Genomic DNA, 23454 nt, shown 5'->3' with positions numbered 1-23454 from the left:
GCGCCGCACGGCTATGTGCGTCTGGCGATCGTGCGCACCCCACCGGTCGCGCCCCACTGGCGAACCGTGTGCCACCACCAGCCGTGCGCACCTACCCATCCACAGCTAACGCGCGTACCGCTCCGCCGATCGAGCCTTGGCCTTGGCAGCCTCCACCTCGCGGTCCTTCGGCGGCGCAGTCGTCACCAACGCGTCCAGCAGTTCCCGAGTAGCCGCCGCCACAGCCGCGACCGCCTTGTCATAAGCCGCCTGGTTCGCCGCGGACGGCTTGGCCGCCCCGCCCACCTTGCGCACGTACTGCAACGCCGCCGCGTGCACCTCGTCGGAGGTCGCCGGCGGTTCGAAGTTGTGGAGCACCCGGATGTTTCGGCACATGCCCCCACTATGACCTGTTCGGCGGCGCCGCGCGGGTGTGGATGCGTTCTCCCTGCTTGCCGAACAGGCTGAGGATCTCCGCGGGCTTGCCGTCCGCGCTGCACAGCGCGTGCGGCTGGCGGCAGTCGAACTCCGCGACCTCGCCCGCCCGCAGCACGACCTCCTTGTCGCCGAGCCGCAGCCGGATCCGCCCGCTCAGCACGTAGAACCACTCGTAGCCCTCGTGCACGCGCGGTTCGTGCAGGTCGGGGTCGGAGAGGATCATCTTCCACGCCTGCAGCGGCCCGATCGAGCGCGTCAGCGGGATGCCGACCCGGCCGTGGTCCAGCTCGCGCGGCTTCATCACCACCCGCGGATCGCCCACCTCCGGCGCGCCGACCAGGTCGTCCAGCGTCACCTGGTAGGTCCGCGACAACGGCAGCAGCAGTTCCAGCGTCGGCTTGCGCTGGTCGGTCTCCAGGCGTGACAGCGTCGACTTCGAGATGCCCGTCAGCTCGGACAACGTCGCCAGCGTCAGATCGTGCTCGGCCCGCAGCGCGGCGAGCCGTTGCCCCACGGTTGTTGCCATAACGGCAACTTACTTTGCCAAAACTGGGCTGTCGACCGCACTCTCGAACCATGACATACGACGTGGTGATCATTGGAGGAGGAGCGGCCGGACTCAGCGCCGCTCTCATGCTGACCAGGGCGCGCCGCAGCGTGCTCGTGGTCGATGGTGCCGAGCCGCGCAACGCCCCGGCCGCGCACATGCACAACTACCTCTCTCGTGACGGCCTCTCGCCGTTGGAGCTCCTCAAGCACGGACGGGCCGAGGTCGAGGGCTACGGCGGCGAGATCGTCAACGACGACGTCCTGGGCGTGACCAAGCTCGACGACGGGTTCGCGGTCGACCTGAACGAACGCACGGTGCGCGCCCGCCGCCTGCTCTTCGCGACCGGCCTGGTCGACGAGGTGCCCGACAACCTGCGCGAACGCTGGGGCCGGGACGTCTTCGGCTGCCCGTACTGCCACGGCTGGGAGGTCCGCGACCAGAAGCTCGCGGTGTTCGGCGAGGAGATGAAGGTCGCGCTGGTCCGGCAGTGGTCCGACGACGTCACGCACGTGCCGTCCGTCGACGCGATCGAGGTCGAGGACGACCGCCTCGTCGCGGTGATCTCGGACGGCGAACGCGTGCCCGCCGACGCGCTCGTGTACTCCGCGCCGGTCAAACCGCGCGACGAGTTCCTGCTCGCGTTGGGTGCCGAAACCGAGGAGACGATGGCGGGCCCGTTCGTGCGCACGGACACAAAGGGCCGCACGAGCGTGCCTGGCGTCTACGCAGCAGGCAACGTCACGGACCCCACGGCCATCGTGATCGTCGCCGCCGCCCAGGGCGCGCAGGCCGCTGCGATGATCAACATGGACCTGCTCGGCCTCATGCCAGCGGCAGGCTGATCCGGAACGTCGAGCCCTCGCCGAGCCTGCTCGTCACCGACACCGCACCGCCGTGCGCCTCCACGAGGTGCCGCGTGATCGCGAGCCCGAGCCCGCTGCCACCCGTGCGCCGGCTGCGCGACTTGTCCGCCCGCCAGAACCTGTCGAACACGTGCGGCACGTCCTCGGGCGCGATCCCGGTCCCGGTGTCCACGACCTCCAGGATCGCCCGGTCCTGCCACTGGAACAGCTTCACGACCACCTCGCCCCCCGGCGGCGTGTAGCGCACGGCGTTCGCGACGAGGTTGCCGAGCGCCTGCCGCAATCGCACCGGGTCCGCGGTGAGGTTCACCGGCGTGGTCTCGGCGCGCAGCAGGATCTCGCGGTTCTGCTGCGCGTTGACGACCTGGTCCACGACGTCGTCGAGCGCGATCGGCTCGGCGTGCAGCCGCAACGTTCCCGCGTCGGCCTGAGCCAGGTCGTGCAGGTCGTCGACGAGTCGTTGCAGCAGAAGGGATTCCTCCAGCAGCATGGCGATCAGGTGCGGATCGGGCTCGGCCAGTCCGTCCTGCGTCGCCTCCAGCCAGCCGGTGATGTTGCCCAACGGCGTGCGCAACTCGTGCGCCACATCGCTCACCATCGCCTGGCGCTGCCGTTCGGTCTCGGCGAGCTTCTCCGACATGGCGTTGAACGACTTCGCCAGCTGGCCGATCTCACCCCCGCCCCCGTCGACCCGCGCCGTGCGATCCCCTTCGGCCGTGCGTTTCGTAGCGGCGGTGAGCGCCCGGATCGGACGCACGAGCTGCGTGGCCGTGACCCACGACGCGAACCCGGCGATCGCGAGAATCCCCAGCGCCACCAGCGTGATTCGCGTGGCGCCGGTCGTGGACAGGTCGATCGGCTGAGGTGAGTCCCCCGCCCGCGCGGTGAGGAACATCTGCGCCGGGGCGGCGACGTAGGACTTGAGCATGTCGCGCCGCGCCTTGTCCATGCACTGCACCACGTCGGGCGTCGTGCCCTCGAGCACCACCACGTCCCAGTCGAGCACGTCCACCCGGCCCGGTGCCTTCGCCGGCAGCTGGGCGTTGCCCGGCAACGTCGCCAGGCATGCGATGAAGTGTCCCTGGAGCTCCCGGTAGCCCGCCTCCTCCGTCGTGGTCAGCGTCTGGAGGTACTCGCCGGAGGTGCACGTGTCCCACACCGAAGTTCTGCCGGGGTCCAGGCCGACGATCCGCGGCCTGCCGTTCGGCGCTTCCACGATCTCGACTCTGCCGCTGCACTGGACGAGCTGGTCCGCGTACGAGCGCAGCTTGCGCTTCTCGTCGTCGTGGAGCATGAACGGCCCCACGGCCCGTGGATCGATCTTGCCGTTGACGTTCAACGGGTCGATGAGCGCCCTGGGTGTGATGGGCAGCTGTGGAGCGTTCTGGTCACCGGTGTCCAGCAGCTTCTTGCCGCTCTGGTCGGTCAGCGCGATGCGGCGGTCGTACGTCCTGGCCAGATCATCCACAGTGGAACTGGCCTGGCTCCAGTCCTGGTGCGACGCCGCGTACCCGACGAGCGCGTCGTAGATCTGGGCGTCCGTCTCGAGAGCTTCGCCCTGCTCCTGCCGGATCGCGCCGGTCGTCGCCTGCGACGCGAGCCACGCCGTGACCGCGATCGAGCAGGCCGCGATCACCAGGGAGAACAGGAAGAACCGGACGAGGAGGCTTTTCATACGAGCTTGTATCCGATGCCGTAGACGGTGAGCAGGCGTTCCGGCCGCCGCGAGTCCTGCTCGATCTTGCGCCGCAGCTTCATCATGTGGACGTCGACCGTGCGCGCGGTGATGAAACCGTCCTCCAGCAGCTGTTCGCGGGTGAACACGCGTTGCGGCTGGGCGGCCATCTTGGCCAGCAAGCGAAACTCGGCGGGCGTGAGGTTCACCAGTTCGTCCTTGATGCGCACCTCGTGCCGGATCGGGTCGACGGTGAGGTCGCCGACCTTGAGCACCGTGGCGTTCGTTTCGCGCGCACGGCCCGTGCGGCGCAGGATCGTGCGTACGCGCGCGACCATCTGCCGTGGCCGGAACGGTTTGGTGATGTAGTCGTCGGCGCCGAGGTCGAACCCCAGCAGCACGTCGTCCTCGGTGGACCGCGCGGTGAGCAGCACGATCGGCACGTCCGACTCGGCCCGGATGGCGCGCATCACGTCGATGCCGTCGACCAGCGGCATCATCACGTCCAGGACCAGCAGGTCGGGGTTGCGGCGCCGGGTCTCGTCGATCGCCGCCCGTCCGTCGTGGACGACCACCACGGAGTGCCCGTCGTGCTCCAGGTACCGGCGGACGAGTTCAGCCTGATGAACGTTGTCCTCGGCGACGAGAATGTGGGCACACACAGTTCGCAGTATGCAGTCCTTCACGACAGGCAAGTGAGACGTAAACAGGTTCTTCATCAGTTCCGGCGAGTGTTGCCGACATGAAGGTCCACTTGGCTCTGGCGGCGGTCGGTCTGACGGCGTTGCTGCTGACGACGGCCCAGCTGGCCGGCGAAACCTCGCCCGCCGCCGCACCGACCACCGTCCCGGTACCGGTGCCCTCGTCGGAGACGCCCGACTCGGTTCCGTCCGCCCCTGCAGCGCCGCCGCCTCCGCCCCGCGTGTACGCGTCGAGCTCGGACCTGCCCGACGGCCCCGAGTTCCCGGTCGCCGGCAGCGGCACGTTCCACGTGGTCCCCGGCACCGGTGACGTCGTTGGCACGGGCCCGGTGCGCACCTACGCCGTCGAGATCGAGGACGGCATCACCGTCGACGAGCAGGCCTTCTCGGCGTTCGTGGACCGCACGCTGACGGACCCACGAGGCTGGACGGCCCGTGGCGCGCTTTCGGTGCGCCGCGTCACCGGTGCCGCGTCTGTGCGTGTACGTTTCACGTCACAACAGACCGCACGGAACGTGTGCGGGTACGAAATCCCGGTCGATGTTTCCTGTCGTGACGGCAATTTCGTGTACTTAAGTGCAGCTCGCTGGACGCGCGGAGCCGTGGCGTTCCTGCCGGACCTCAACGAGTACCGGACGTACATGGTCAACCACGAGGTCGGGCACGCGTTCGGGCAGGGCCACCGCCCGTGCGACGTGAACGGCGGGCTGGCGCCGGTGATGATGCAGCAGACGTTCAGCGTGTCCAACGACGAGATCGTGCGCATCACCAACGGCGTCTCCCAGGGCGCGTTCATCCCTCAGGACGGGAAGGTGTGCAAGGCGAACGGGTGGCCGTATCCGTGACCTTCGTGGCCATGACCGTGGTCGTCGTCTCGCCCTCGACCGCGAACACCGGCTCGACGCTCTCGAAGACCTTCCTGAGTTCGGCGACGACGTCCGCGCCGGTGAACCCGGCGATCAGGCGGTAGGCCGTGCGCAGGAACCGGGTGGAGCGGGTGTCGCGCTTGAGCCGCACGTCGAACACGAACATCCGACCGCCCGGCTTGAGCGCGTCGGCGGCGTTCGCGATCGCCGCCGGCACGTCCGGCATCGCGCTGAACGCCCCGAGCGCCACGGCCGCGTCGAACTGCCCGGCGCCGTGATCGGTTGTGCAGGCGTCGGCCTGACGCACTTCGACGTTCGGCCACTTCTCGTGCTTCTTGGCGATGGCCACCATGCGCGCGCTGAAGTCCATCGCGACCACACGACCTTGTGGCCCAACGGCTTCGACGAGCGACGGGATCAGCGCGCCGGTGCCGCAGCCGATGTCGAGCACGGCGTCCCCTGGCCTGAGTTCGAGCTTCTCGACCGCGAGCCGGTTGAGCGGCCCGGTGAACCGGTCGAGCGCTCTGTAGTAGGTCAGCGCCGCGAAGTCCCACAGTTGCATGACGTCCCCCTTCACGTTTTTGCAATGCGAACGCATCGTAAAACACGGGACGGGTACTGTGCAATGCGATCGCATTGGAGTTGGTGCATGCCCAAGCAGGTGGACCACGACGAACGCCGGCGCCAGATCGGCGACGCCGTGTGCCGGTTGATCGCGAGCCGGGGCCTCGACGCGGTGAGCCTGCGGCACGTGGCGGCGGAGGCCGGGGTGTCCATGGGGCGCGTCCAGCACTACTTCGCCAGCAAGGACGAGATGCTGATGTTCGCGTTCGAGCTCGTCAGCGAGCGGGTGGCGAGCCGGCTCGGCGCGGTCGGTGCCGACGACCCCGCCGCGTACCTGCGCGCGGTCTTGCTGGAGCTGCTGCCGTTGAGCGAGGCGGCCCGGGAGGAGGCGCCGGTGCTGGCCGCGTTCCTCGCGCACGCCGTGGTCGAGCCGAGGCTGGGGGAGCCGTTGCGGCGGGGCAGCGGCGAGATGGCGACGTGGCTCGCGGGGATGATCACCGCGGCGGGCGGTCCCGGTGACGCGGAACGGGAAGCCAAGGCGTTGCTGGCGTTCGTCGACGGCTTGATGCTTCAGGTGTTGATAGGTCAGGTCACGGCGGAAGTCGCGGTGGACCTCGTAGATCACCAACTCTCTCGTGTGCTCACTCGTGGTTGATGTCCGTCTTCCTAACCTGACGGCATGGACGTCGACACGAGGCTGCTGAGGTACTTCGCCGCCATCGCCGAAGAGGGCAACCTCACGCGCGCAGCGCACCGGCTCTTCGTGTCGCAACCGTCGCTGACAAAGCAGCTCAAGCACCTGGAATCGCAGCTCGGCGTGCGGCTGTTCACGCGGTCCAGCACCGGGATGAAGCTGACCGAGGCGGGGCACGTCCTCGCCGCGCGCGTGTCGCCGGTGCTCGCGGGCTGGGATGCCGCCGTGAGCGAGACGCGCAGCGCCGCCCGTGTGCTGCGCGTAGGTTTCCTGAGCAGCGCGGCGAACGACGCGACGCAGGACATCGTGGCGGCGTTCGGGAGGATCCGGCCCGGCTGGCGCGTCGACCTGCGGCAGGCGCCGTGGTCGGATCCGACGGCGGGGCTCGCGGCGGCGGAGGTGCCGGTCGCGTTGCTGCGATTACCCTTTCCGGGCGAGGAGACGTTCGGCGTGCGGGCGCTGTTCAGCGAATCCCGTTGTGTGGCACTGCCTTCCACGCACCGGCTGGCCGGGCGCGACTCCGTGCCGTTCCACGAGATCCGGGACGAACCGGTGATCGTCGCGCCCGCGTTGAAGGGTGCCTGGCGCGATCACTGGCTGGCGGTGTCCGAAAGGGACGGTCGCGAGGTGCGCATCGGTGCGGTGGTGGAACGCCCCGACGAGTTCCTGAGCGCGATCGCCGGCGGGTACGGCATCGCGCTCGTGCCGTCGTCCGCCTCGCACTTCCACTCCCGCCCCGATGTCGTCTACGTGCCGGTGACGGGCGTGAGTCCGAGCGAGGTGGCCGTCGCGTGGCTGCCCGACGCCGGTGAGGCCGCGGCCGACTTCGTGCGCTGCTGCCTGGAGGTCACGCGCTCGCGGCGCACCGCGTGCGGCACTCGCTGGGGCTGAAGCCGTGCACCCGCTTGAACGCGGCGCTGAACCCGAACGCGTCCGCGTACCCGACCTTGCGCGCGACCGCCGCCACCGTCGCGGACGACTCGGCGAGCAGGTCGGCCGCCACCGCCATCCGCCACTGCGTCAGGTACGTCAGTGGCGGCACCCCGACCATCTTGGTGAACCGACCGGCCAGCGTCGTGCGCGCCACCCCGGCCTCCTTGGCCAGCGAGGCGAGCGTCCACGCCTGCTCAGGCCGTGAGTGCATCGCCTGCAACACCGGCCCGACGACCGCGTCCGCGAGCGCGGCCAGCCACCCGTCCCCGTGCTCGCGGTCGAACCACTCCCTGAGCGCGCACACCATGAACCAGTCGAGCAACCGATCCATGACCACTTCAGGCGCGTCGACGTCCACCGACCCGTAGAACTCCGCACAGCCGTCGGTCCCCGGCGCCACCAACGCGTCCGGCAACACCGCGGTGAGCCGTTTCGCCACGGCCCCCTTGATCTTGTACGAGCCGCTCACGACCGACGCACGTCCCCGTGCCGCAACGGATTCCTGCACCACCAGGATGTCCCCGGCCTTGGCGATCCGCCCTTGCACGTCCAACTCGCCGGACGCCACCGCGTACAACGTGAGCCCGGGCAACACGTGCGTCCCGTCGATGTCGGCCCGGCACACCCCGGCACCCTCGGCGCGCACCCCGCGCAACAGCTCGTCGAACGGCTCCATGCCCCCACGATACGGCCCGAACGATCGAACATCATCGATGAACGCTCACCCATGTGCTTCCGGGTCCTGAGCGACTTGGCTCGGTGCCATGACTGAACAGATCCTCGTCCTGGGCGCCACCGGCAAGACGGGCCGCCGAGTGGTCACCGCCCTGGAAACCGCCGGAGCCGCCGTCCGCAAGGCGTCCCGCGCCACCGGCTTCGACTGGACCGACTCCACGACCTGGAAGCCGTTCCTCGACGGCGCCACCGCCGCCTACGTGATCGCCCCGGAAGACCCAGCCGCCGCAGCCCCGTTCACCGAACAAGCCGCCGCCTCCGGCGTGACCCGCCTGGTCCTGCTCTCCGGCCGCGGCCTCGACCAGACCCCACCGAACGTCTTCCAGGGCATGCACGCGGCAGAGAAGGCCGTGCGCGAGAGCGACCTTGCCTGGACCATCCTGCGCGCCAACAACTTCACCCAGAACTTCTCCGAGCAGATCTGGCAGTCCGAGGTCGAGGCGGGCGTCCTCTCCCTGCCCGTGGACGACACCCCCGAGCCGTTCGTGGACGTCCACGACATCGCCGAAGTGGCCACCCTGGCGTTGCTGACCCCAGGCCACAACGCCCAGACCTACGACCTGACGGGCCCGGAAGGCGTCACCTTCGAGGCAGCCGTCGCCAAGATCGCCGCAGCCACCGGTCGCCGGATCGACCTGGTCAAGCTGACCCCGGCCGCCTACCGCGAAGCCCTGCTGGCCCACGGCCTGCCGGAGGAGGTGGCCACCGAACTGAACGGCATGTTCGAGGGCATGCGCAACGGCGTGATGGCCACGCCGACCGACGACATCGCCCGCCTCCTAGGCCGCCCGGCGAAGTCCTTCGACGCCTACGTCTCCGACACCTGGCGCTGACGAGGCAACAACAGGTGCACGGCAAACCCGGAAGCCGTCGCCAACACGGCCTGGTAGACGACCGACAGCTGGTACTGCCCACCGATCAGGTAGGCGGCCTCCAGCCCGGTCGTCCACCACCCGGCCAGCTCACCCAACCCGAGCACGTGCCACCCGAAGAACCCGGCACACCACCCGGCCACCACCCAGGCGGCCTGCCCACCTCGCTTGACGAAGAGGAACGTCGACACGGCGGCGACCGCGTTGAAGGCGAGCGCGATGCCGGTCAGCGTCGAATCCGCGCCCCACAACAGACTCGCCGCCGTCTGCACCACCAGCACACCGACAACCAGCCAGATCCCCAACCGCGTCTTGTCCACGCGCCGAAGTATCCAGCAGCCCCGACAAGCCGTCGGTCAGGTGACGCCCCTCGGCTCCACGGGTGGCTCCACGAATGGGCGGCGAGATCAAGAATGACGAAGGCCTCTGACCTGTCCATGCAGGTCAGAGGCCTTCTGTTCCAGTGCCCCTGGCAGGATTCGAACCTGCGACCTCGGGATTAGAAGTCCCTCGCTCTCTCCACTGAGCTACAGAGGCTGGAGGGGTGCGAGAGCGGCCACGAAGTGTGGTCGCCCGGTGCCCCCACCGGACTCATCGTCCGGAGTCGATCGACTGTTTCCGCCCTACGTCCAAATGGGTGACGAAAACTGTCTAAACGTGACGCGGATCACTTCCGTGGGGCCGTTGAGGCTCTCTCCACGAGGGAAACGTCGAGTCTCGTCGGCCTGGGCGGTCTCGCGCCGGCCAGTAATTTCAGTGCCAGCTCGCCGGCTCTGCGGCCCTTGTCGGCCAGGGGTTGACGCACGGTAGTCAACGGCGGGTCGCTGTAGGCCGCTTCGGGGACGTCGTCGAAGCCGACGACCGAAAGGTCCCCTGGGACGGTCAACGTCAGGTCGCGCGCTGCTTGGAGGGCGCCGAAGGCCAGTTGGTCCGACGCGCACAGCAAAGCGCTCGGGCGCGGCGTGCGGGTGAGAAGCCACCGCGCGCCTAGTCGTCCGAGCTCGCGATCACTGCCGCGCGCCTCCCACACCGGAACATTGTCCGGTTCCACCCCGGCTTTTTCCAAAGTGTCGAGGTAGCCGCCCAGTCGGTCGCGGCTGACGCGGAACGGCACGTCCGAACGGCGCTCGTGCGAGACCGGTCCGGATACTCCGTCCGGGCGCAGCGCGAACGTCAGGACGCCGAAGCGGCGGTGGCCCAGGTCGAGGAGGTGTGCGGCGGCTGCGGCGCAGCCGGCGTGGTCCTGGACTTCGACGCGGGCGGCGTCGGGGAGTTCGGGTTGGTCGATCACGACCAACGGGAGGCCGCGGGCCGCTACGGCGTCGAGGGCCGGGGCCGAGTCGGGCAGGGAGTAGGCGACCATCACGTCTGCCTGTGCGCGCGACACGATCGATGGGCGCGGACCGCCCGTGGCGTCTCCTGGCATCAGCACGAGGCTGTGGTCGTGGCCGTCGACGGTTTGGGCGAGGCCGTCGAGCACGATCGACAGGGCGGGATCCGAGAACGCGCCGGACAGACCCTGCGGCAGCATGAAGCCCACGGCCGCGGACGAGCGGGTGGCCAGGGAGCGGGCGACCGGGTCGGGGCCCGCGTAGCCGAGCGTGCGGGCCGTTTCGAGGATGCGTTCGCGCAACGACGACGACAGCTGGTCGGGCCGGTTGTACGCGTTCGACACCGTTGCCCTGGAGACCCCTACGGCGGCGGCGACGGTGTCCAGCGTCGGCCTGCGTCGGCGGTCGGAGTCCACAGCAGCATCGTAGGCGAGAGATAGGGCCCAAATCTCTGGTGTTGCTGAAGCGCTTCAGTCATGCTGGTGCGCATGTCCCCACGGTTGGCCGCGTTCGTCGCGTTCCTGTTGAACGGCGCTGTCTTCGGCACCTGGGCCGCCCGCGTGCCCGCGCTCGCCGAGCAGATCGGCGCGGAGGTGGGCAGCCTCGGGCTCGCGTTGCTCGGGGCGAGCGCCGGGCTGGCGTTCACGGCTCCGCTGGCGGCGCGGTACTGCGCGGTGCACGGCAGCCGTGGCGCGCTGATAGCGAGCAGTCTCCTCAGTCCGTTGCTTCTGCCCGTGCTCGCCTTGTCGCAGTCACCGGTCCAGTTCGGACTCACGCTCGTTGCGCTGGGAGCGAGCATCGCCGTGATGGACGTGTCGATGAACATCGCCGCGGTCGTCGTCGTGCGGGCGTTGCAACGGCCGTTGATGCCGCAGTTCCACGCCGGGTTCAGCGTTGGCGGTCTCATCGGGTCGTTGGGCAGTGCCGCCGCCGCACAGGCGCACTGGACGCCTATGCGGCACTTCCTCGTGGCGGCGGTCGTCGGCGTGCTTGTCACCGCTCTCATCGCGAAGTACATCCCCGGCGGAGTGGGGGAGCGTCATCGGGAAGAAGTCACCGAACGAGCGAACGTGCTCAAGAGCCCGGTCCTCTGGCTGTTGGCGTGCGTCGCGCTGTGCAGTGCCATTGCGGAAGGGGCGGCGGCGGACTGGTCGGCGTTGTTCATGGTGCGTGAGCGGGGCATGGGGGACGCTGCGGGCGCCTACGCCTATGCGGTCTTCTCGGTCACGATGGCGCTCGCCCGATGGTTCGGCGAACCGATCCAACGTCGGCTGGGCCCGCACCGCCTGCTCGCCGCTGGTGGTGCGCTCGCGGCGACGGGCCTGGCGCTCGTCGTCGCGGTCCCGTTCCCGGTCGCGGGCTACGCCGGGTTCGGCCTGGCCGGACTGGGGCTCGCGTTCTCGTTCCCGGTGGTCATGGACCTCGCGAGCGAGACCGGCAAACGCGCGGACGGCAGCGGCGGCGAACGCGAACTGGGCCTGGTGACGACCATCGCCTACACGGGGTTCCTCGCGGGCCCGCCGATCGTGGGTGGTCTCGCGCACGTCAGTTCGCTCGTGCTGTCGCTCGGGTTCGTGGCGCTCGTCACGGCGCTGATCATCCCGGCGACCTGGCTGGCCAGGAGGGCCGCTAGGCAGGCGGCATCCGTTTGAGGGCCTCGGCGCGGAGCGGCTCCAGTGCCTTGCTCGCCTTGCTCTCGGTCGCGTCGCCGCCCATGCCGATGGCGACCATCAACGACTCCTCACGCGTGACGGCGATGGTGGCCGTGCACACCATGTCCTTCGTCTTGTCGTTGTCCTGACGGCCGCAGCTCAGCCACGTGGCGTGCTTGGCCGTGTCGACCTCACTGCCCGTGGGCTGTGACTTCTTCGACTGGTCGAACGACCGGTAAGGCACCGCCACCAGCACGTAAGGGCCTTCTTTGAGCGTGTAGAGGCACGAGTTCGCGAGCTCGGTACGGGGCACGGGGTTGAACTTCAGCGTGCCGAGCGGCTTGAGGTCCTTCTCCGTCACCAGGGCGCACGGGTCGACTCCAGCGGTCTTGCGGGGCGTCGCGATGGCGAGCGGCGGCAGCGGTGCCGCGACGGGTTCGCCCTGGATGGAGTACGCGCAGCCGGTCAGCGAGAGCAGCACGAGCAGGAGAGGGAGAGAACGTCTCACACGGCGCAACACTAGAGGGTCGTAGGCTCCGGGGCGTGCCAATCGAACGCTCCACCAGAACGGGTTTGGTGCCCCTCGTCGCAATCGGCTTCGCGGTGGCCGCGCTCGCGGCTGTCGCGTTGAGCTCGTTCGAGAGCAACCCGCCAGTCGGTGTGCAGATCGTGCGAGTGCTGACCGAGACGGGCGCGGTGGTGACCATCGGCTCGTTGTTGCTGGCGGCTTTCCTCGTGCCACCGCAGAAGTCGGGCACTCTCGCAGCGGACGGCTACGCCGCGATGCGCACCGCCGGGTGGTTCGCGCTCGTCTGGCTCGTGGGCGCACTTCTGTCCGTGCCGTTCACCACAGCGGCCGCGATCGATCGTCCGGTGAGCTCGTTCACGTTCAGCCAGATGATCGCGACGGCGATGCTGCTGGAGCAGTCGAAGGCGTGGCTGCTGACGGCGATCATCGTGGCGTTGCTCGCGTTGGGCTGCCGTCTGGTGCTGACGTGGGGATGGACGACCGTCCTGCTGTTCGGCGCCATCTTCGCGTTGATCCCGGTTGCAGTTACGGGACACTCGTCGTCGGGCGGCTCGCACGACATGGCGACGAACAGCCTGCTGTTCCACCTCGTCGCCGCGGTGTTGTGGGTGGGCGGTTTGATCGCGTTGCTCGCGCACGGCAGGCGTGGCGGCGCGCACCTCCCGTTGGCCGCCACGAGATTCTCGAAGATCGCGCTGGTCTGCTGGATCGTGATGGCCGTCTCCGGCGTGGTGAACGCGTTGGTGCGCATCACCCCCACCGACCTCGTCACCTCGACCTACGGCTGGCTGACCCTCGGCAAGCTCGCGTGCCTGCTGCTGCTCGGCGTGTTCGGCTACTTCCAGCGCGAACGCGGCGTGAAGGGCGTCGTCGACGGCAAGCCGCGCGCGTTGCTCAAGCTCGCCGGCCTCGAAGTGCTGCTGATGATGTTCACGATCGGCCTGGCCGTGGCGCTGGCCCGCACGCCTCCGCCCGGCGGCAGCACGGACCTGCCCAGCCGCACCGAGATCGCCATCGGCTACGACCTGGACGGACCGCCCACCCTCACGGCGATCCTGTTCGACTGGCGCTTCGACCTGATCTTCGGCACCGCGGCCGTGGCACTCGCGGTGCTGTACGTGCTGGGCGTGCGCAGGCTCGTGCAGCGCGGCGACAAGTGGCCGGTCGGCCGCACGGTCGCGTGGCTGTGCGGCTGCTTCTCGCTGCTGTTCGCGACGTCGTCGGGCATGGGCAAGTACTCGCCGGCGATGTTCAGCGTGCACATGGAAGCGCACATGGTGCTGTCCATGCTGACGCCGATCCTGTTCGTCCTGGGTGGACCGGTCACGCTCGCGTTGCGCGCGTTGCCGGTGGGCAAGGAGGTGCCGGGCCCGCGCGAGTGGATCCTCGCGTTCGTGCACTCGCCGGTCGCACGGCTGCTGACGAACCCCTTTGTGGCGCTGGCGTTGTTCGTGGGGTCGTTCTACGCGCTGTACTTCTCGGGACTCTTCGAGGCCGCGCTGCCGTTCCACTGGGCGCACCTCGCGATGAACGCCCACTTCATCCTCGCGGGCTACGTCTTCTACTGGCCGGTGATCGGCGTGGACCCGTCACCGAACAAGCTGCCGCCGCTCGGCCGACTCGGCCTGCTGTTCGCGTCCATCCCGTTCCACGCGTTCTTCGGCGTGGTGCTGATGAGTTCGGCGAACGTCATCGGCGAACAGTTCTACCGGGGCCTCGCGCTGCCGTGGGTGCAGAACCTGCTGGAGGACCAGCGGCTCGGTGGCGGCATCGCGTGGGCGGCGGGGGAGATCCCGTTGCTGGTGGTGATGGTCGCCCTGCTCACGCAATGGGCGCGGCAGGACGGCCGGGAGGCGAAGCGGCTGGACCGCAAGGCCGACGCCGATGGTGACGCCGACCTCGAGGCCTACAACGCGATGCTCCGCAAGATGGCGGGCAAGGACTAGACCGACAGCGGCCTGCGGAACCCGCGGACCGCGAAGAACGCTCCGATCGCCGCGATCACGCCGCTCGTGACCAGCGCGCCGGCCACTCCCGTGACGGGGTGGGCGAGCGCGAGGCTGCGGGCGGCGTCGACCGCGTAGGTCAGCGGGTTGACCTTGGCGATCGCCTGCAGCCAGCCCGGCAGGCCGGTGACCGGCACGAACGCGCTGGACGCGAACATCAGCGGGAACATCGCCAGGAAGCCCACGGTTTGCATGAGCTCCGCCTTGCGGACCCACGCGGCGATCGCGATGAACACCCAGCTCAGCGCCCAGCCGACGACGAGGGCGAGGCCCAGTGCGGCGAGGGTGCCGAGCACGCCGCCGTCCGGCCGGAAACCGAACACCAGCACGCCGAACGCGATCATCAGCACGAGCTGGAACGCGGTGCGCACGGCGTCGGACAGGTTGCGCGCCAACAGAACCGTGCTCGGGCGGATGGGCAGCGAACGGAACCGTGCGAGCACACCGTTCGACATGTCCTGCACGAGCCCGATACCGGACGCGAGAGAGGACTGCATCGCGGTGTTCACGAGGATCGCGGGCAGCAGGAAGTCGATGTAACTCATGCCCGGCGGGAAGTTCGCCGTGGACGTGATGCTGCCGAAGATCTGGCTGAACAGCGTCAGCATGATCAACGGCTGCAGGATGCTGAAGAAGACGAGCGCGGGCGTGCGCAACAACGCGCGCAGCGAACGGCCGGTCAGCACGAGGACTTGGGTCGGGTAACTGCTGCCGTGCCAGGTCAAAGTCGCCATGATTCCCCCTTCAGTTCGCGGCGAGCGTGAGGTAGACGTCGTCCAAAGTGGGCTCTTTGAGGCCGATCTCGTGTGCCTCCAAGCCGTTGTCGTCCAACGCGCGCACGACCGTCGCAAGGTCGCGTGACGCGCTGACGGGCGTAGTGAGCGTTAGGCCCTCCGCGACGGGGTGCAGCCCCACGGAGTTGATGGCCTGCAACGCCTTGTCCACTTCGGACACCGAGTCGAGCGTCACGGTCACCGTGCGCTGGCCGACCTGGGCCTTGAGTTCGGCAGACGTGCCCGACGCGACGACTTTTCCGTGGGACAGCACGGTGATCGAGTCGGCCAGGCGGTCGGCCTCGTCGAGGTACTGGGTCGTGAGCAGCACGGTCGTGCCGTCCGCGACGAGCTTCTCGACGATCTCCCACATCGCGAGGCGGCTGGCCGGGTCGAGGCCGGTGGTCGGCTCGTCCAGGAACAGCACCTCGGGGTTGCCGACGAGCGACGCGGCCAGGTCGAGACGCCGCCGCATGCCGCCGGAGTAGGTCTTGGCGTTGCGCTTGGCGGCGTCGGTGAGGTCGAACTGCTCCAGCAGGTCGTCGGCGCGGGCGTGGGCCTGATTGCGGCTCGCGCCGAGCAGGCGGGCGATCAGCACGAGGTTGTCGTGGCCGCTCAACTGCTCGTCGACGGCGGCGAACTGGCCGGTCAGGCCGATGCGGCTGCGGACGTCGTGACTCTGCTTCACGACGTCGAACCCGGCGACCCGCGCGCTGCCACCGGACGGCGGCAACATCGTCGTGAGGACGTTGACCAGCGTGGTCTTGCCGGCGCCGTTGTGGCCGAGGAGGCCCAGGACGGAGCCCTTCTTCGCGGTGACGCTCACGCCTTCCAGCGCGGTCACGTCACCGAACTTCTTGCTCACCTCGTGGGCTTCGATCATGAGCTCACTCATCTGGTCTCCCCCTTGAGCGCGCCGTGCAGGAAGAGCTCGACGACCTCGGCCGGTTCGGCGGCGGTCTGGCCGAAGCCCGAGCCCATGCGGTTCGTGAAGACGGTGCCGAGCAACATGCGCCCGGCGAGGTCGGGGCTGACGCGCAGGTCCGCGTCGCCGAAGAGACGGGAGACGGCGTCGGACAGCTGCTGCATGCCGACCGGCGGTCCCTTGTGCTTCTGGTGGTCGCCGTCGTGCGGGTGGTAGCCGGACTCGCGCAACGTGCCGATGAGGCCCCACATGCGGTCGAGGTAGCCGCTGAACGCCGCCACCCCCGCGACGAGGCGTTCCTCGAGCGGGACGTCCGACGGGATGGCGTCGAGAAGGGCGATCTCCTCGTCGGAGCGCAGCGCGCGTTGGACGCACGCGTCGAGCAGTTCCGCCTTGTCCTTGAAGACGCGGAACACCGTGCCCTCGGCGATTCCGGCCGCGGCGGCGATCTGGCTGGTGGTGACGTTCGCGCCGGCCTTCACGACGAGCGGCAGCGTCGCCTGGACGATCGCTTCGCGGCGATCTTCCGGGCTCATCGCGGGGGCGCGGCGGCGGCGTGGTTCCTCTGACACGTCCGCAACTGTATGAGTGAGCACTCACTCATGTCAATGAGTGGGCGCTCACTCACTCGCGCCCGCCCTAGTGGCGCACTAGCACAGACCCCTGACAATTCCCGGGTTCGAGGCCGTTCAAGATCTCGACCTGTCCACAGCTCGTGAGTTGTCCACAGATCCGCCGCGACCCCACCCGGCCCGCCCGTCCCCGGAGCAATCTGGACCACGACCCCGCGACCTGGAGGCGAGCCCGATGTCCTGGAATTCCACGATGATCACCTGCGTTGGCACTGTCGTCAGCGACATCACGTACAAACACGGCGAGGACGGCAAGTCGAACGCGTTCTTCCGCATCAACTCGACCGAGCGCCGGTACAACACCGCGACCGGCGAGTGGGAGGACGGCGAGGTCCTGTGGCTCGGCGTCTCGTGCTGGCGCAAGCTCGCCGACAGCGTGAAGACCACGCTGTCCAAGGGCGATCCGGTGATCGTCCAGGGCAAGCTGCGGATTCGCGTGTACGAGAAGGACGACGTGAAGCGGCAGGCGTTCAACCTCGACGCGATGCACATCGGGTTGGACTTGAGCCGCGTGCAGTCACTGGGCGCCGCTCCGCTCGTTGAGCCTCGGGCCGCCGAAGATCTTGCTGAGGAACCGGTTCCGTTCTGAGCCGTTCGGGGCAACCGTGTGCCGGACTTCGGGAAGCCACCCGATCGGGTAGCGCGCGCCGGAGAAGATGTACGTACCGAGATCCACGAAGAAGGAGGGAAGCTCGTAGATCGGGGCCGCTGAGGACCGATCGTCGACAACCGTTCACGTTCGAACGGAACGAGCAGGTCACCGACTCGCGTGACGCTGGTTCCGGGGGTGGGCGGCTGCTTGTCGGCGACCGAGGTCAGGAGCCTCTGAGCACCGCTCTACGATCGCCGCCATGGCCGAGTTCATCTACACCATGAAAAAGGTGCGCAAGGCGCACGGTGACAAGGTCATCCTCGATGACGTCACGATCATGTTCTACCCCGGCGCGAAGATCGGTGTGGTCGGTCCCAACGGCGCCGGCAAGTCGAGCGTGCTCAAGATCATGGCGGGGCTGGACACACCGGGCAACGGTGAGGCCTACCTGGCCCCCGGCTACACGGTGGGCATCCTGCAGCAGGAGCCGCCGCTCAACGAGGAGAAGACCGTCCTCGGCAACGTCCAGGAGGGCCTGGGCGAGATCAAGGTGAAGCTGGACCGCTTCAACGAGATCGCCGAGCTGATGGCGACCGACTACTCCGACGAGCTGATGGAGGAGATGGGCAAGCTCCAGGAGGAGCTCGACCACGCCGACGCGTGGGACATCGACTCGCAGCTCGACCAGGCGATGGACGCGTTGCGCTGCCCGCCCGCCGACGCCGACGTCACCAAGCTCTCCGGTGGTGAGCGCCGCCGGGTCGCGCTGTGCAAGCTCCTGCTGAGCAAGCCCGACCTGCTGCTGCTCGACGAGCCCACCAACCACCTGGACGCGGAGAGCGTCCTGTGGCTGGAGCAGCACCTCGCGCAGTACACCGGCGCCGTGCTCGCCGTGACCCACGACCGGTACTTCCTGGACAACCTGGCCGAGTGGATCCTCGAGATCGACCGCGGCAAGACCCACCCGTACGAGGGCAACTACTCCACCTACCTGGAGAAGAAGGCCGAGCGTCTCGCGGTCCAGGGCAAGAAGGACCAGAAGCTGCAGAAGCGCCTCAAGGACGAGCTGGAGTGGGTGCGCTCCGGCGCCAAGGCCCGCCAGGCCAAGTCCAAGGCGCGTCTCGACCGCTACGAGGAGATGGCGGCCGAGGCGGAGAAGACCCGCAAGCTCGACTTCGAGGAGATCCAGATCCCGCCGGGCCCGCGTCTGGGCAGCGTCGTGGTCGAGGTCGACAAGCTCAAGAAGGGCTTCGGCGACCGGGTCCTGATCGACGGCCTGTCGTTCACGTTGCCGCGCAACGGCATCGTCGGTGTCATCGGTCCGAACGGTGTCGGCAAGACGACGCTGTTCAAGACCATCGTCGGGCTCGAGCAGCCGGACCAGGGCGGCGTGAAGGTCGGCGAGACGGTTCTGCTGTCCTACGTCGACCAGAACCGCGGCGGCATCGACCCGAAGAAGAACGTGTGGGAGGTCGTGTCCGGCGGACTCGACTACATCCACGTCGGCAACGTCGAAATGCCCTCGCGCGCGTACGTCAGCGCGTTCGGCTTCAAGGGGCCGGACCAGCAGAAGCCCGCGGGCGTGCTGTCCGGTGGTGAGCGCAACCGCCTGAACCTCGCGCTCACGCTCAAGCTCGGCGGCAACCTGATCCTGCTGGACGAGCCGACGAACGACCTGGACGTCGAGACCCTCGGTTCGCTGGAGAACGCTCTCGAGCAGTTCCCCGGCTGCGCCGTGGTCATCTCCCACGACCGGTGGTTCCTCGACCGCGTCGCCACGCACATCCTCGCGTGGGAGGGCACCGACGAGGACCCGTCGAAGTGGTACTGGTTCGAGGGCAACTTCGAGGGCTACGAGAAGAACAAGCTCGAACGCCTGGGTGCCGACGCCGCGAGGCCGCACCGTGTCACGTACCGCAAGTTGACACGGGACTGAGAGGGCAACGGCGACGTCGTGGCGGCGAGGGGCGAGACGCAGGCGAACGTCGAGGTGAGCACGCTGGTCGTGCCCGCCTGGATGCTGCGTTGGCGCGCACCGGAGCTCGCTCTGGTGCTGGGAGAGCGCGCGGTCGCGCTCGCCTCGACCCGCCGCGACGAGGCCGACCGCCTGCGGGCGGAGTCGCTGGTGGTCTTCGCGGGCAACCGCGTGGGCCGCGGCGTCAGGATCGCCGACCGGGCGATCGACGCCCTGAAGGCGGCCGAGAAGGCCGGTGAGCACGAGACCGGGTGGCTGCTGCGGGTCGAACTCGCGGAGTGCGCCCGGTCCGTGGGAGCCCCGCTGACGGGGTTCGCGGCGGTCGCGCCGGTGCTCGAAGCGCCGGACGTGCCCGCAGAACTGCGGGCGTCGGCGCTGGTGCAGGCCAGCGAGTGCCTGGTGACGGTCGGCCGCGGCGACGAGGCCACGCTGGCCCTCGCCGAGGCGGACCAGCTCTACGTCGCCGACACGACGCTCGACGAGGACGCACGTCTGCTGCTGCGCGGCCTGATCCGCGCGGTGCAGGCCGCGCAGCACCGCAGGTGGGGCGATCTCGCCGCCGCCATCGGTGCGGCGCGGGAGGGCCTCGACCTGCTGAGCAGGTTCTCGGATCCGGCCGCGGACAGCGGTCAGGGCGTCGCCCGGCTCACGCTGGAACTGGCGCTCTCGCTGATGGACGCGAACCGCCTGCTCGACGCGACCGACGTGGGCACCCCGGTGCTGGAGCGTCCGGTGCGCGCGCCGTCGGCGTCCGACACGGGCTGGCTGCGCCTCGCGCTCGCCACCCGCGTGCACCTGCCTGCCGGCCGGGTCGCACTGGCCCGCGAAATGCTGCGGGAAGCCGCGGCGAGCGCCGAACGCCACCAGCTCGACACCCTGCTCGCGGAAAGCCTGCTCGCGCTGGCCCACGTGCACGAGGTGTCCGGTGAACTGGCCGACGCGCTCACGAACCTGCGCTCCGCCCACGCCGCCGAACGTCGCCGCGCCCGCGCCGTCTACGCGGTGCGCGCCCGCCTCGCCGCCGAGTTCTCCGGCGTCCACCGCCAGCCGTCCGACCTGCACCAGCAGCTGGCGAGCCTGCTCCGCCCGGTCGAGGGCATGCAGGTGGTCACCGACGGCGTGCTGTCCGCCGCACTGAAGCAACAACTCCGGCAGTGGCGCCCGGTCCAGGTCCGCAAGGGCGATGGGCTGAACAAGCGCGTCCGGCGCGCTGCCGAGGACATGACCGTGGAAGGTTTGTCCGCGGCCCGCCAGCACGCCGCCGACCGGTGGCGCATGGTCCAGCCGTTCGGCGAACCCGATGACAAGATGCCGGAATCCGTGGAACAGCCACCCGCCTCCCTGCCGTCTACCCCTTCCCCTTCTCCGTCTGACCGCACCGTCCCGGCCTCGGGCCTGATCGCCTCGGCGGGCGCCATGGTGAGCGGCCGCCGCCGGGCCGCCCGAGTGGCCGCGGGTGAGATCGACGACGACCGCCCGACCACCATCGCCGAGATCCCGGCGGTGCCGGCCGATCCCGAACCGCCTGCCCCGCAACAACAACAGCAGCCTCCGCTGACCGTGGAGCAGGAGCGCAAGCGCAAGGTCGAGCAGCAGTTGATGGAGCTGCAACGCGAGGCCCGCCGCCAGATCGAGGAAGAACGCCAGGCCCGCGCCGAGCAGCGAGCCCAGGCGGAACGCGAGGCCCAGGCCGCCGAGGACGCCGCCCGCCAGGAGTTGGCGAGGCAGGAGGCGATCCGTCAGGAGGCCGCACGCCAGGAAGCGGCCCGCGAAGAGGCGGCCCGTCATCAGGCGGCCCGCGAGGAAGCCGCACGCCAGGAGGCTGCCCGCCAAGAGGCCGCTCGCGAAGAGGCCGCACGCCAGGAAGCGGCCCGCCAGGAAGCGGCCCGCCAGGAAGCCGCGCGCAAGGAGGCGGCCCGCCAGGAGGCCGCGAGGCAGGAAGCCGCCCGCGAGGACGCTCTGCGCCAGGAGCTGGCGAGGCAGGAAGCGATCCGCCAGGAGAACACCCGCCAGGAGGAGTCCCGCCGGGAGGCAGCGCGCCAGGAGGCGGTCCGCCGCGACGTGGCCCGCCAGGAAGCGGCACACCAGGAGGTGGCCCGCCTGGCAGAGGAACGCGCGGCGGCGGCGAAGGAAGCCGCCGCCCACGAGGACGAGTCGAGACCGCAGTCGGAAAGCGTCCTCGACATGCTCAAGGCCCAGGGCCTGCGCGCGGGTGGCCGCCGTCGCCGCGCCCAGGAAGCAGAGCAGCAGTCGGAAACCCCGTCGTGGCGGGTGGAACCGCCGTCGTCCTTCTCCCAGGACGAGCCGAAGAAGGACTACTTCGCCGACGCGGGAGCCCCGCCCCGCCCGAGCTACTTCACCGACCACAACACGTCGGACAGCGCGACCCGCTCGAAGCTCTCGGCGGCGTTCTCCCGCCCGCCCGCGACCCCGGACTTCGGCCCGCACGTCGACGACGAGCCCGCCTACCCGCTGCACACCCCGGCAGTGGGCTTCCCCGCGGCCACCCAGGACCCGGACGAGCGCAACCTCCCGGACCTGGACTTCAGCAGCCTCGACTTCAGCACCCCCAAGGCCGTGACGGCCTCGGTCCCCACCCCACCGGCCGAAACCCCGGACCCGGACGAGAAACCCCTCCCGCCCCTCCCGCCTCTTCCGGACGAGGTGCCGACGGTCCCCACGCCGTCCGAGATCCCGGCGCCGCAGGAACCGGACCTGCTGTCGACGACGTTCCTGAGCTCGGCGGACGTGGAGGACGACGACACCCCGCCGACGCCTCCGGTGCAGCAGCCCGACCAGCAGCAGCCCACGTTCGGCACGCAAACGAGCTTCGGCACGCAGTCCTTCGGCACCCAGCCGACCTTCGGCACGCAGGCAGGCTTCGGCAGCCAACTCGGCTACGCCGAATCCCTCTACGGCTCAAGCGAAAGCCCCAAGGACCCGGCCTTCGGCACGCCCAAGAGCACGGACTCGGGCTTCGGCGCGGAGTCGGGTTTTGGTACGAGCCAGGGCATGGACTCGGGTTTTGGTGCTGGGTCGGGGGTTGGCGAAGGTCGGGACTCGGGCTTGGGTGCGAGCCAGGGCTCGGAGTCGGGTGTTGGTGCCGGGGCGGGTTTTGGCAGCGCCCACGGCGAGGAGTCCGGCTCTGCCACCAGTTATGGCTACGGCGCGGAGGCCGGGTTCGACTCCGGCTTCGGCAAGGGCTCCAGCTACGGCCAGTCTGACGTGGGCTCCGGGTCCGACCAGGCGGCGGCCGGCTCGGCCGGTGCCGATCTCGGGGCCAAGTCCGGCGAGCCCGCCTTCGTCGACGCTCCGACCGAGACCGGCTTCGGGCCTGTTGGTGAGCCCAGCGTGGACTCGGCTTACGACTTCTTCGCCACCGAGAGCGCAGCGCCCAACAGCGTTGGGGCCGGTGAGGTGAGTGCGGTCGGGTCCGGGGACGCGGACTCGGCGGGGCGGCCGAGCAGTCGGCGTCGGCCCAGCGAGATGAGTCTTGCCGACCTCCTGGCCGAGGCGTTGGTCGCGTACGAGACGGGGCGGCGTTCCGACGAGGAGCAGCTCGAGGTCACGGACCTGGCGGCGCCGGACTGGGGCGCTGCCGAGCCCGCGCCCGCCACCGAGCCGGTACAGGCGGCGGACGTGCTGGGTGCGGTGCCGGGGGAATCCGAGCAGGAGAAGACGGGGCCCATCGTGCCCGTCGGGGTGCCTGCGGACAGTGAGACGACGGGTCCGATTCGTCGGGTCCGACCGGATGGGCCGCCGGAGTGGACGCTGCCGAACCGGTGAGGTGGTCAGCGCCACACCTCAAGCCTTGCCCAAGCTCGGCCGGGTGGTCTGGGGGCGGGGTCTGGTGGGCACCCGGCTGGTGGAGCAGCGGTGTCCTGGAGACGGCGGGCGGTGGGCGGGGTGGTGGTTCGGCGGTGGTCACGACGTCGCTGGGCCCATGATCGGATGAATGCTGTGCAGGGGTGGGTGCGGAGACCGGCGGGGGATGCCGGGGGTCGTGCTCGCCCGACGATGCGGAATGCCTTGCCACCACTGATGAAGTGACTCGATTCAGCCCACGATTCAGTGGTCCGTCAGTGCCCCTCCCGTTGCCGGTGACGGCCGCCACTCCATCTATGGTGGGGCCGGACCCGGCACACAGAGGTGCCGGATAGCGTGGAGTC

The 23454-nt window shown here is 69.5% G+C and carries 22 protein-coding genes and 1 tRNA gene; 10 read left to right on the top strand and 13 right to left on the bottom strand.

Going from position 1 to position 23454, the window contains the following annotated elements; translation table 11 throughout:
* Nucleotides 1-105: 105 nt before the first annotated feature.
* Nucleotides 106-375: a DUF2277 domain-containing protein gene (locus JNUCC0626_RS25190; RefSeq protein ID WP_285638524.1), complete on the bottom strand. Its 270-nt coding sequence runs from the start codon at nucleotides 373-375 to the stop codon at nucleotides 106-108.
* A 7-nt stretch (nucleotides 376-382) separates the two neighbouring features.
* Nucleotides 383-943 carry a helix-turn-helix domain-containing protein gene (locus JNUCC0626_RS25185; RefSeq protein WP_394613233.1) on the bottom strand — a complete coding sequence of 187 codons (561 nt, stop codon included), beginning with the start codon at nucleotides 941-943 and terminating at the stop codon, nucleotides 383-385.
* Between the two features lie 50 nt (nucleotides 944-993).
* Between JNUCC0626_RS25185 and JNUCC0626_RS25180 the strand changes: the two genes are divergently transcribed.
* Complete coding sequence (locus JNUCC0626_RS25180; RefSeq protein WP_394613232.1) at nucleotides 994-1809, top strand: NAD(P)/FAD-dependent oxidoreductase; 816 nt, start codon at nucleotides 994-996, stop codon at nucleotides 1807-1809.
* Here JNUCC0626_RS25180 and JNUCC0626_RS25175 read toward each other — a convergent pair.
* Together JNUCC0626_RS25175 and JNUCC0626_RS25170 are read right to left on the bottom strand one after the other, a co-directional pair.
* Nucleotides 1790-3505, bottom strand: a complete 1716-nt coding sequence (locus tag JNUCC0626_RS25175) for a sensor histidine kinase (RefSeq protein ID WP_394613231.1) — start codon at nucleotides 3503-3505, stop codon at nucleotides 1790-1792. The genes JNUCC0626_RS25180 and JNUCC0626_RS25175 overlap by 20 nt on opposite strands.
* On the bottom strand, nucleotides 3502-4167 hold the full coding sequence (locus JNUCC0626_RS25170) for a response regulator (protein ID WP_394613230.1): 666 nt from the start codon (nucleotides 4165-4167) through the stop codon (nucleotides 3502-3504). Before JNUCC0626_RS25170 ends, JNUCC0626_RS25175 begins: the two co-directional genes overlap by 4 nt.
* 80 nt (nucleotides 4168-4247) lie before the next feature.
* Between JNUCC0626_RS25170 and JNUCC0626_RS25165 the strand changes: the two genes are divergently transcribed.
* Nucleotides 4248-5051 (top strand): DUF3152 domain-containing protein, encoded by an 804-nt coding sequence (locus tag JNUCC0626_RS25165; RefSeq protein WP_394613229.1) that lies wholly within the window; start codon nucleotides 4248-4250, stop codon nucleotides 5049-5051.
* Here JNUCC0626_RS25165 and JNUCC0626_RS25160 read toward each other — a convergent pair.
* Nucleotides 4999-5634: a class I SAM-dependent methyltransferase gene (locus JNUCC0626_RS25160; RefSeq protein ID WP_394613228.1), complete on the bottom strand. Its 636-nt coding sequence runs from the start codon at nucleotides 5632-5634 to the stop codon at nucleotides 4999-5001. The two genes, JNUCC0626_RS25165 and JNUCC0626_RS25160, sit on opposite strands and share 53 nt — an antisense overlap.
* Before the next feature lie 87 nt (nucleotides 5635-5721).
* Between JNUCC0626_RS25160 and JNUCC0626_RS25155 the strand changes: the two genes are divergently transcribed.
* On the top strand, nucleotides 5722-6291 hold the full coding sequence (locus tag JNUCC0626_RS25155; protein WP_394613227.1) for a TetR/AcrR family transcriptional regulator: 570 nt from the start codon (nucleotides 5722-5724) through the stop codon (nucleotides 6289-6291).
* Between the two features lie 24 nt (nucleotides 6292-6315).
* Nucleotides 6316-7221, top strand: coding sequence for a LysR family transcriptional regulator (locus JNUCC0626_RS25150; protein WP_394613226.1), 906 nt, complete (start codon nucleotides 6316-6318; stop codon nucleotides 7219-7221).
* Here JNUCC0626_RS25150 and JNUCC0626_RS25145 read toward each other — a convergent pair.
* A complete protein-coding gene (locus tag JNUCC0626_RS25145; protein ID WP_394613225.1) occupies nucleotides 7178-7939 on the bottom strand; it encodes an AraC family transcriptional regulator in 762 nt (253 codons plus the stop codon). The genes JNUCC0626_RS25150 and JNUCC0626_RS25145 overlap by 44 nt on opposite strands.
* A gap of 88 nt (nucleotides 7940-8027) precedes the next feature.
* Here JNUCC0626_RS25145 and JNUCC0626_RS25140 point away from each other — a divergent pair, with 88 nt between their 5' ends.
* Nucleotides 8028-8831, top strand: a complete 804-nt coding sequence (locus tag JNUCC0626_RS25140; protein WP_394613224.1) for an NAD(P)H-binding protein — start codon at nucleotides 8028-8030, stop codon at nucleotides 8829-8831.
* On the opposite strand, the gene JNUCC0626_RS25135 is transcribed toward JNUCC0626_RS25140, so the two are convergent.
* The 3 genes from JNUCC0626_RS25135 to JNUCC0626_RS25125 all read right to left on the bottom strand — a co-directional run bounded on the left by JNUCC0626_RS25135 (nucleotide 8807) and on the right by JNUCC0626_RS25125 (nucleotide 10617).
* Nucleotides 8807-9190: a hypothetical protein gene (locus JNUCC0626_RS25135; RefSeq protein ID WP_394613223.1), complete on the bottom strand. Its 384-nt coding sequence runs from the start codon at nucleotides 9188-9190 to the stop codon at nucleotides 8807-8809. The two genes, JNUCC0626_RS25140 and JNUCC0626_RS25135, sit on opposite strands and share 25 nt — an antisense overlap.
* 144 nt (nucleotides 9191-9334) lie before the next feature.
* Nucleotides 9335-9407: transfer RNA gene (locus JNUCC0626_RS25130), tRNA-Arg, on the bottom strand.
* Between the two features lie 130 nt (nucleotides 9408-9537).
* Nucleotides 9538-10617, bottom strand: coding sequence for a LacI family DNA-binding transcriptional regulator (locus JNUCC0626_RS25125; RefSeq protein ID WP_394613222.1), 1080 nt, complete (start codon nucleotides 10615-10617; stop codon nucleotides 9538-9540).
* 72 nt (nucleotides 10618-10689) lie between these two features.
* Between JNUCC0626_RS25125 and JNUCC0626_RS25120 the strand changes: the two genes are divergently transcribed.
* Nucleotides 10690-11853, top strand: coding sequence for an MFS transporter (locus JNUCC0626_RS25120; RefSeq protein ID WP_394613221.1), 1164 nt, complete (start codon nucleotides 10690-10692; stop codon nucleotides 11851-11853).
* Here JNUCC0626_RS25120 and JNUCC0626_RS25115 read toward each other — a convergent pair.
* The gene (locus JNUCC0626_RS25115) at nucleotides 11831-12361 is read right to left on the bottom strand and encodes a hypothetical protein (RefSeq protein WP_394613220.1); all 531 of its coding nucleotides are present in this window, start codon (nucleotides 12359-12361) and stop codon (nucleotides 11831-11833) included. The two genes, JNUCC0626_RS25120 and JNUCC0626_RS25115, sit on opposite strands and share 23 nt — an antisense overlap.
* A gap of 35 nt (nucleotides 12362-12396) precedes the next feature.
* Between JNUCC0626_RS25115 and JNUCC0626_RS25110 the strand changes: the two genes are divergently transcribed.
* Entirely contained in the window at nucleotides 12397-14328 is a 1932-nt protein-coding gene (locus tag JNUCC0626_RS25110) for a cytochrome c oxidase assembly protein (RefSeq protein WP_394613219.1), read from the top strand.
* Here the strand turns inward: JNUCC0626_RS25110 and JNUCC0626_RS25105 are convergent.
* The 3 genes from JNUCC0626_RS25105 to JNUCC0626_RS25095 are packed head-to-tail and all read right to left on the bottom strand — an operon-like array spanning nucleotide 14325 to nucleotide 16658.
* A complete protein-coding gene (locus tag JNUCC0626_RS25105; protein ID WP_394613218.1) occupies nucleotides 14325-15122 on the bottom strand; it encodes an ABC transporter permease in 798 nt (265 codons plus the stop codon). The two genes, JNUCC0626_RS25110 and JNUCC0626_RS25105, sit on opposite strands and share 4 nt — an antisense overlap.
* Nucleotides 15123-15132: 10 nt before the next feature.
* Entirely contained in the window at nucleotides 15133-16056 is a 924-nt protein-coding gene (locus tag JNUCC0626_RS25100) for an ATP-binding cassette domain-containing protein (protein WP_394613217.1), read from the bottom strand.
* A complete protein-coding gene (locus JNUCC0626_RS25095; RefSeq protein WP_394613215.1) occupies nucleotides 16053-16658 on the bottom strand; it encodes a TetR/AcrR family transcriptional regulator in 606 nt (201 codons plus the stop codon). The genes JNUCC0626_RS25100 and JNUCC0626_RS25095 overlap by 4 nt, the downstream gene beginning before the upstream one ends.
* 253 nt (nucleotides 16659-16911) lie before the next feature.
* Here JNUCC0626_RS25095 and JNUCC0626_RS25090 point away from each other — a divergent pair, with 253 nt between their 5' ends.
* From JNUCC0626_RS25090 to JNUCC0626_RS25080, 3 genes are all read left to right on the top strand, one after another.
* Nucleotides 16912-17307: a single-stranded DNA-binding protein gene (locus tag JNUCC0626_RS25090; protein ID WP_394613213.1), complete on the top strand. Its 396-nt coding sequence runs from the start codon at nucleotides 16912-16914 to the stop codon at nucleotides 17305-17307.
* Between the two features lie 262 nt (nucleotides 17308-17569).
* Nucleotides 17570-19246 carry an energy-dependent translational throttle protein EttA gene (gene ettA, locus JNUCC0626_RS25085; protein WP_394613212.1) on the top strand — a complete coding sequence of 559 codons (1677 nt, stop codon included), beginning with the start codon at nucleotides 17570-17572 and terminating at the stop codon, nucleotides 19244-19246.
* A gap of 18 nt (nucleotides 19247-19264) precedes the next feature.
* Nucleotides 19265-23071: a hypothetical protein gene (locus tag JNUCC0626_RS25080; protein WP_394613211.1), complete on the top strand. Its 3807-nt coding sequence runs from the start codon at nucleotides 19265-19267 to the stop codon at nucleotides 23069-23071.
* Nucleotides 23072-23454: the final 383 nt, after the last annotated feature.

Origin of the sequence: Lentzea sp. JNUCC 0626, from assembly GCF_043632865.1 — a bacterium.
Taxonomy (GTDB): Bacteria; Actinomycetota; Actinomycetes; order Mycobacteriales; family Pseudonocardiaceae; genus Lentzea.
This window is presented reverse-complemented; position numbering and strand designations above follow the sequence as displayed.

Excerpts from the sequence above, each read along its gene's own strand:
- JNUCC0626_RS25190 (WP_285638524.1), bottom strand. The coding sequence starts at position 375 with ATGTGCCGAAACATCCGGGTGCTCCACAACTTCGAACCGCCGGCGACC.
- JNUCC0626_RS25185 (WP_394613233.1), bottom strand. The coding sequence starts at position 943 with ATGGCAACAACCGTGGGGCAACGGCTCGCCGCGCTGCGGGCCGAGCAC.
- JNUCC0626_RS25180 (WP_394613232.1), top strand. The coding sequence starts at position 994 with ATGACATACGACGTGGTGATCATTGGAGGAGGAGCGGCCGGACTCAGC.
- JNUCC0626_RS25175 (WP_394613231.1), bottom strand. The coding sequence starts at position 3,505 with ATGAAAAGCCTCCTCGTCCGGTTCTTCCTGTTCTCCCTGGTGATCGCG.
- JNUCC0626_RS25165 (WP_394613229.1), top strand. The coding sequence starts at position 4,248 with ATGAAGGTCCACTTGGCTCTGGCGGCGGTCGGTCTGACGGCGTTGCTG.
- JNUCC0626_RS25160 (WP_394613228.1), bottom strand. The coding sequence starts at position 5,634 with ATGCAACTGTGGGACTTCGCGGCGCTGACCTACTACAGAGCGCTCGAC.
- JNUCC0626_RS25155 (WP_394613227.1), top strand. The coding sequence starts at position 5,722 with ATGCCCAAGCAGGTGGACCACGACGAACGCCGGCGCCAGATCGGCGAC.
- JNUCC0626_RS25150 (WP_394613226.1), top strand. The coding sequence starts at position 6,316 with ATGGACGTCGACACGAGGCTGCTGAGGTACTTCGCCGCCATCGCCGAA.
- JNUCC0626_RS25145 (WP_394613225.1), bottom strand. The coding sequence starts at position 7,939 with ATGGAGCCGTTCGACGAGCTGTTGCGCGGGGTGCGCGCCGAGGGTGCC.
- JNUCC0626_RS25140 (WP_394613224.1), top strand. The coding sequence starts at position 8,028 with ATGACTGAACAGATCCTCGTCCTGGGCGCCACCGGCAAGACGGGCCGC.
- JNUCC0626_RS25120 (WP_394613221.1), top strand. The coding sequence starts at position 10,690 with ATGTCCCCACGGTTGGCCGCGTTCGTCGCGTTCCTGTTGAACGGCGCT.
- JNUCC0626_RS25105 (WP_394613218.1), bottom strand. The coding sequence starts at position 15,122 with ATGGCGACTTTGACCTGGCACGGCAGCAGTTACCCGACCCAAGTCCTC.
- JNUCC0626_RS25100 (WP_394613217.1), bottom strand. The coding sequence starts at position 16,056 with ATGAGTGAGCTCATGATCGAAGCCCACGAGGTGAGCAAGAAGTTCGGT.
- JNUCC0626_RS25090 (WP_394613213.1), top strand. The coding sequence starts at position 16,912 with ATGATCACCTGCGTTGGCACTGTCGTCAGCGACATCACGTACAAACAC.
- ettA (WP_394613212.1), top strand. The coding sequence starts at position 17,570 with ATGGCCGAGTTCATCTACACCATGAAAAAGGTGCGCAAGGCGCACGGT.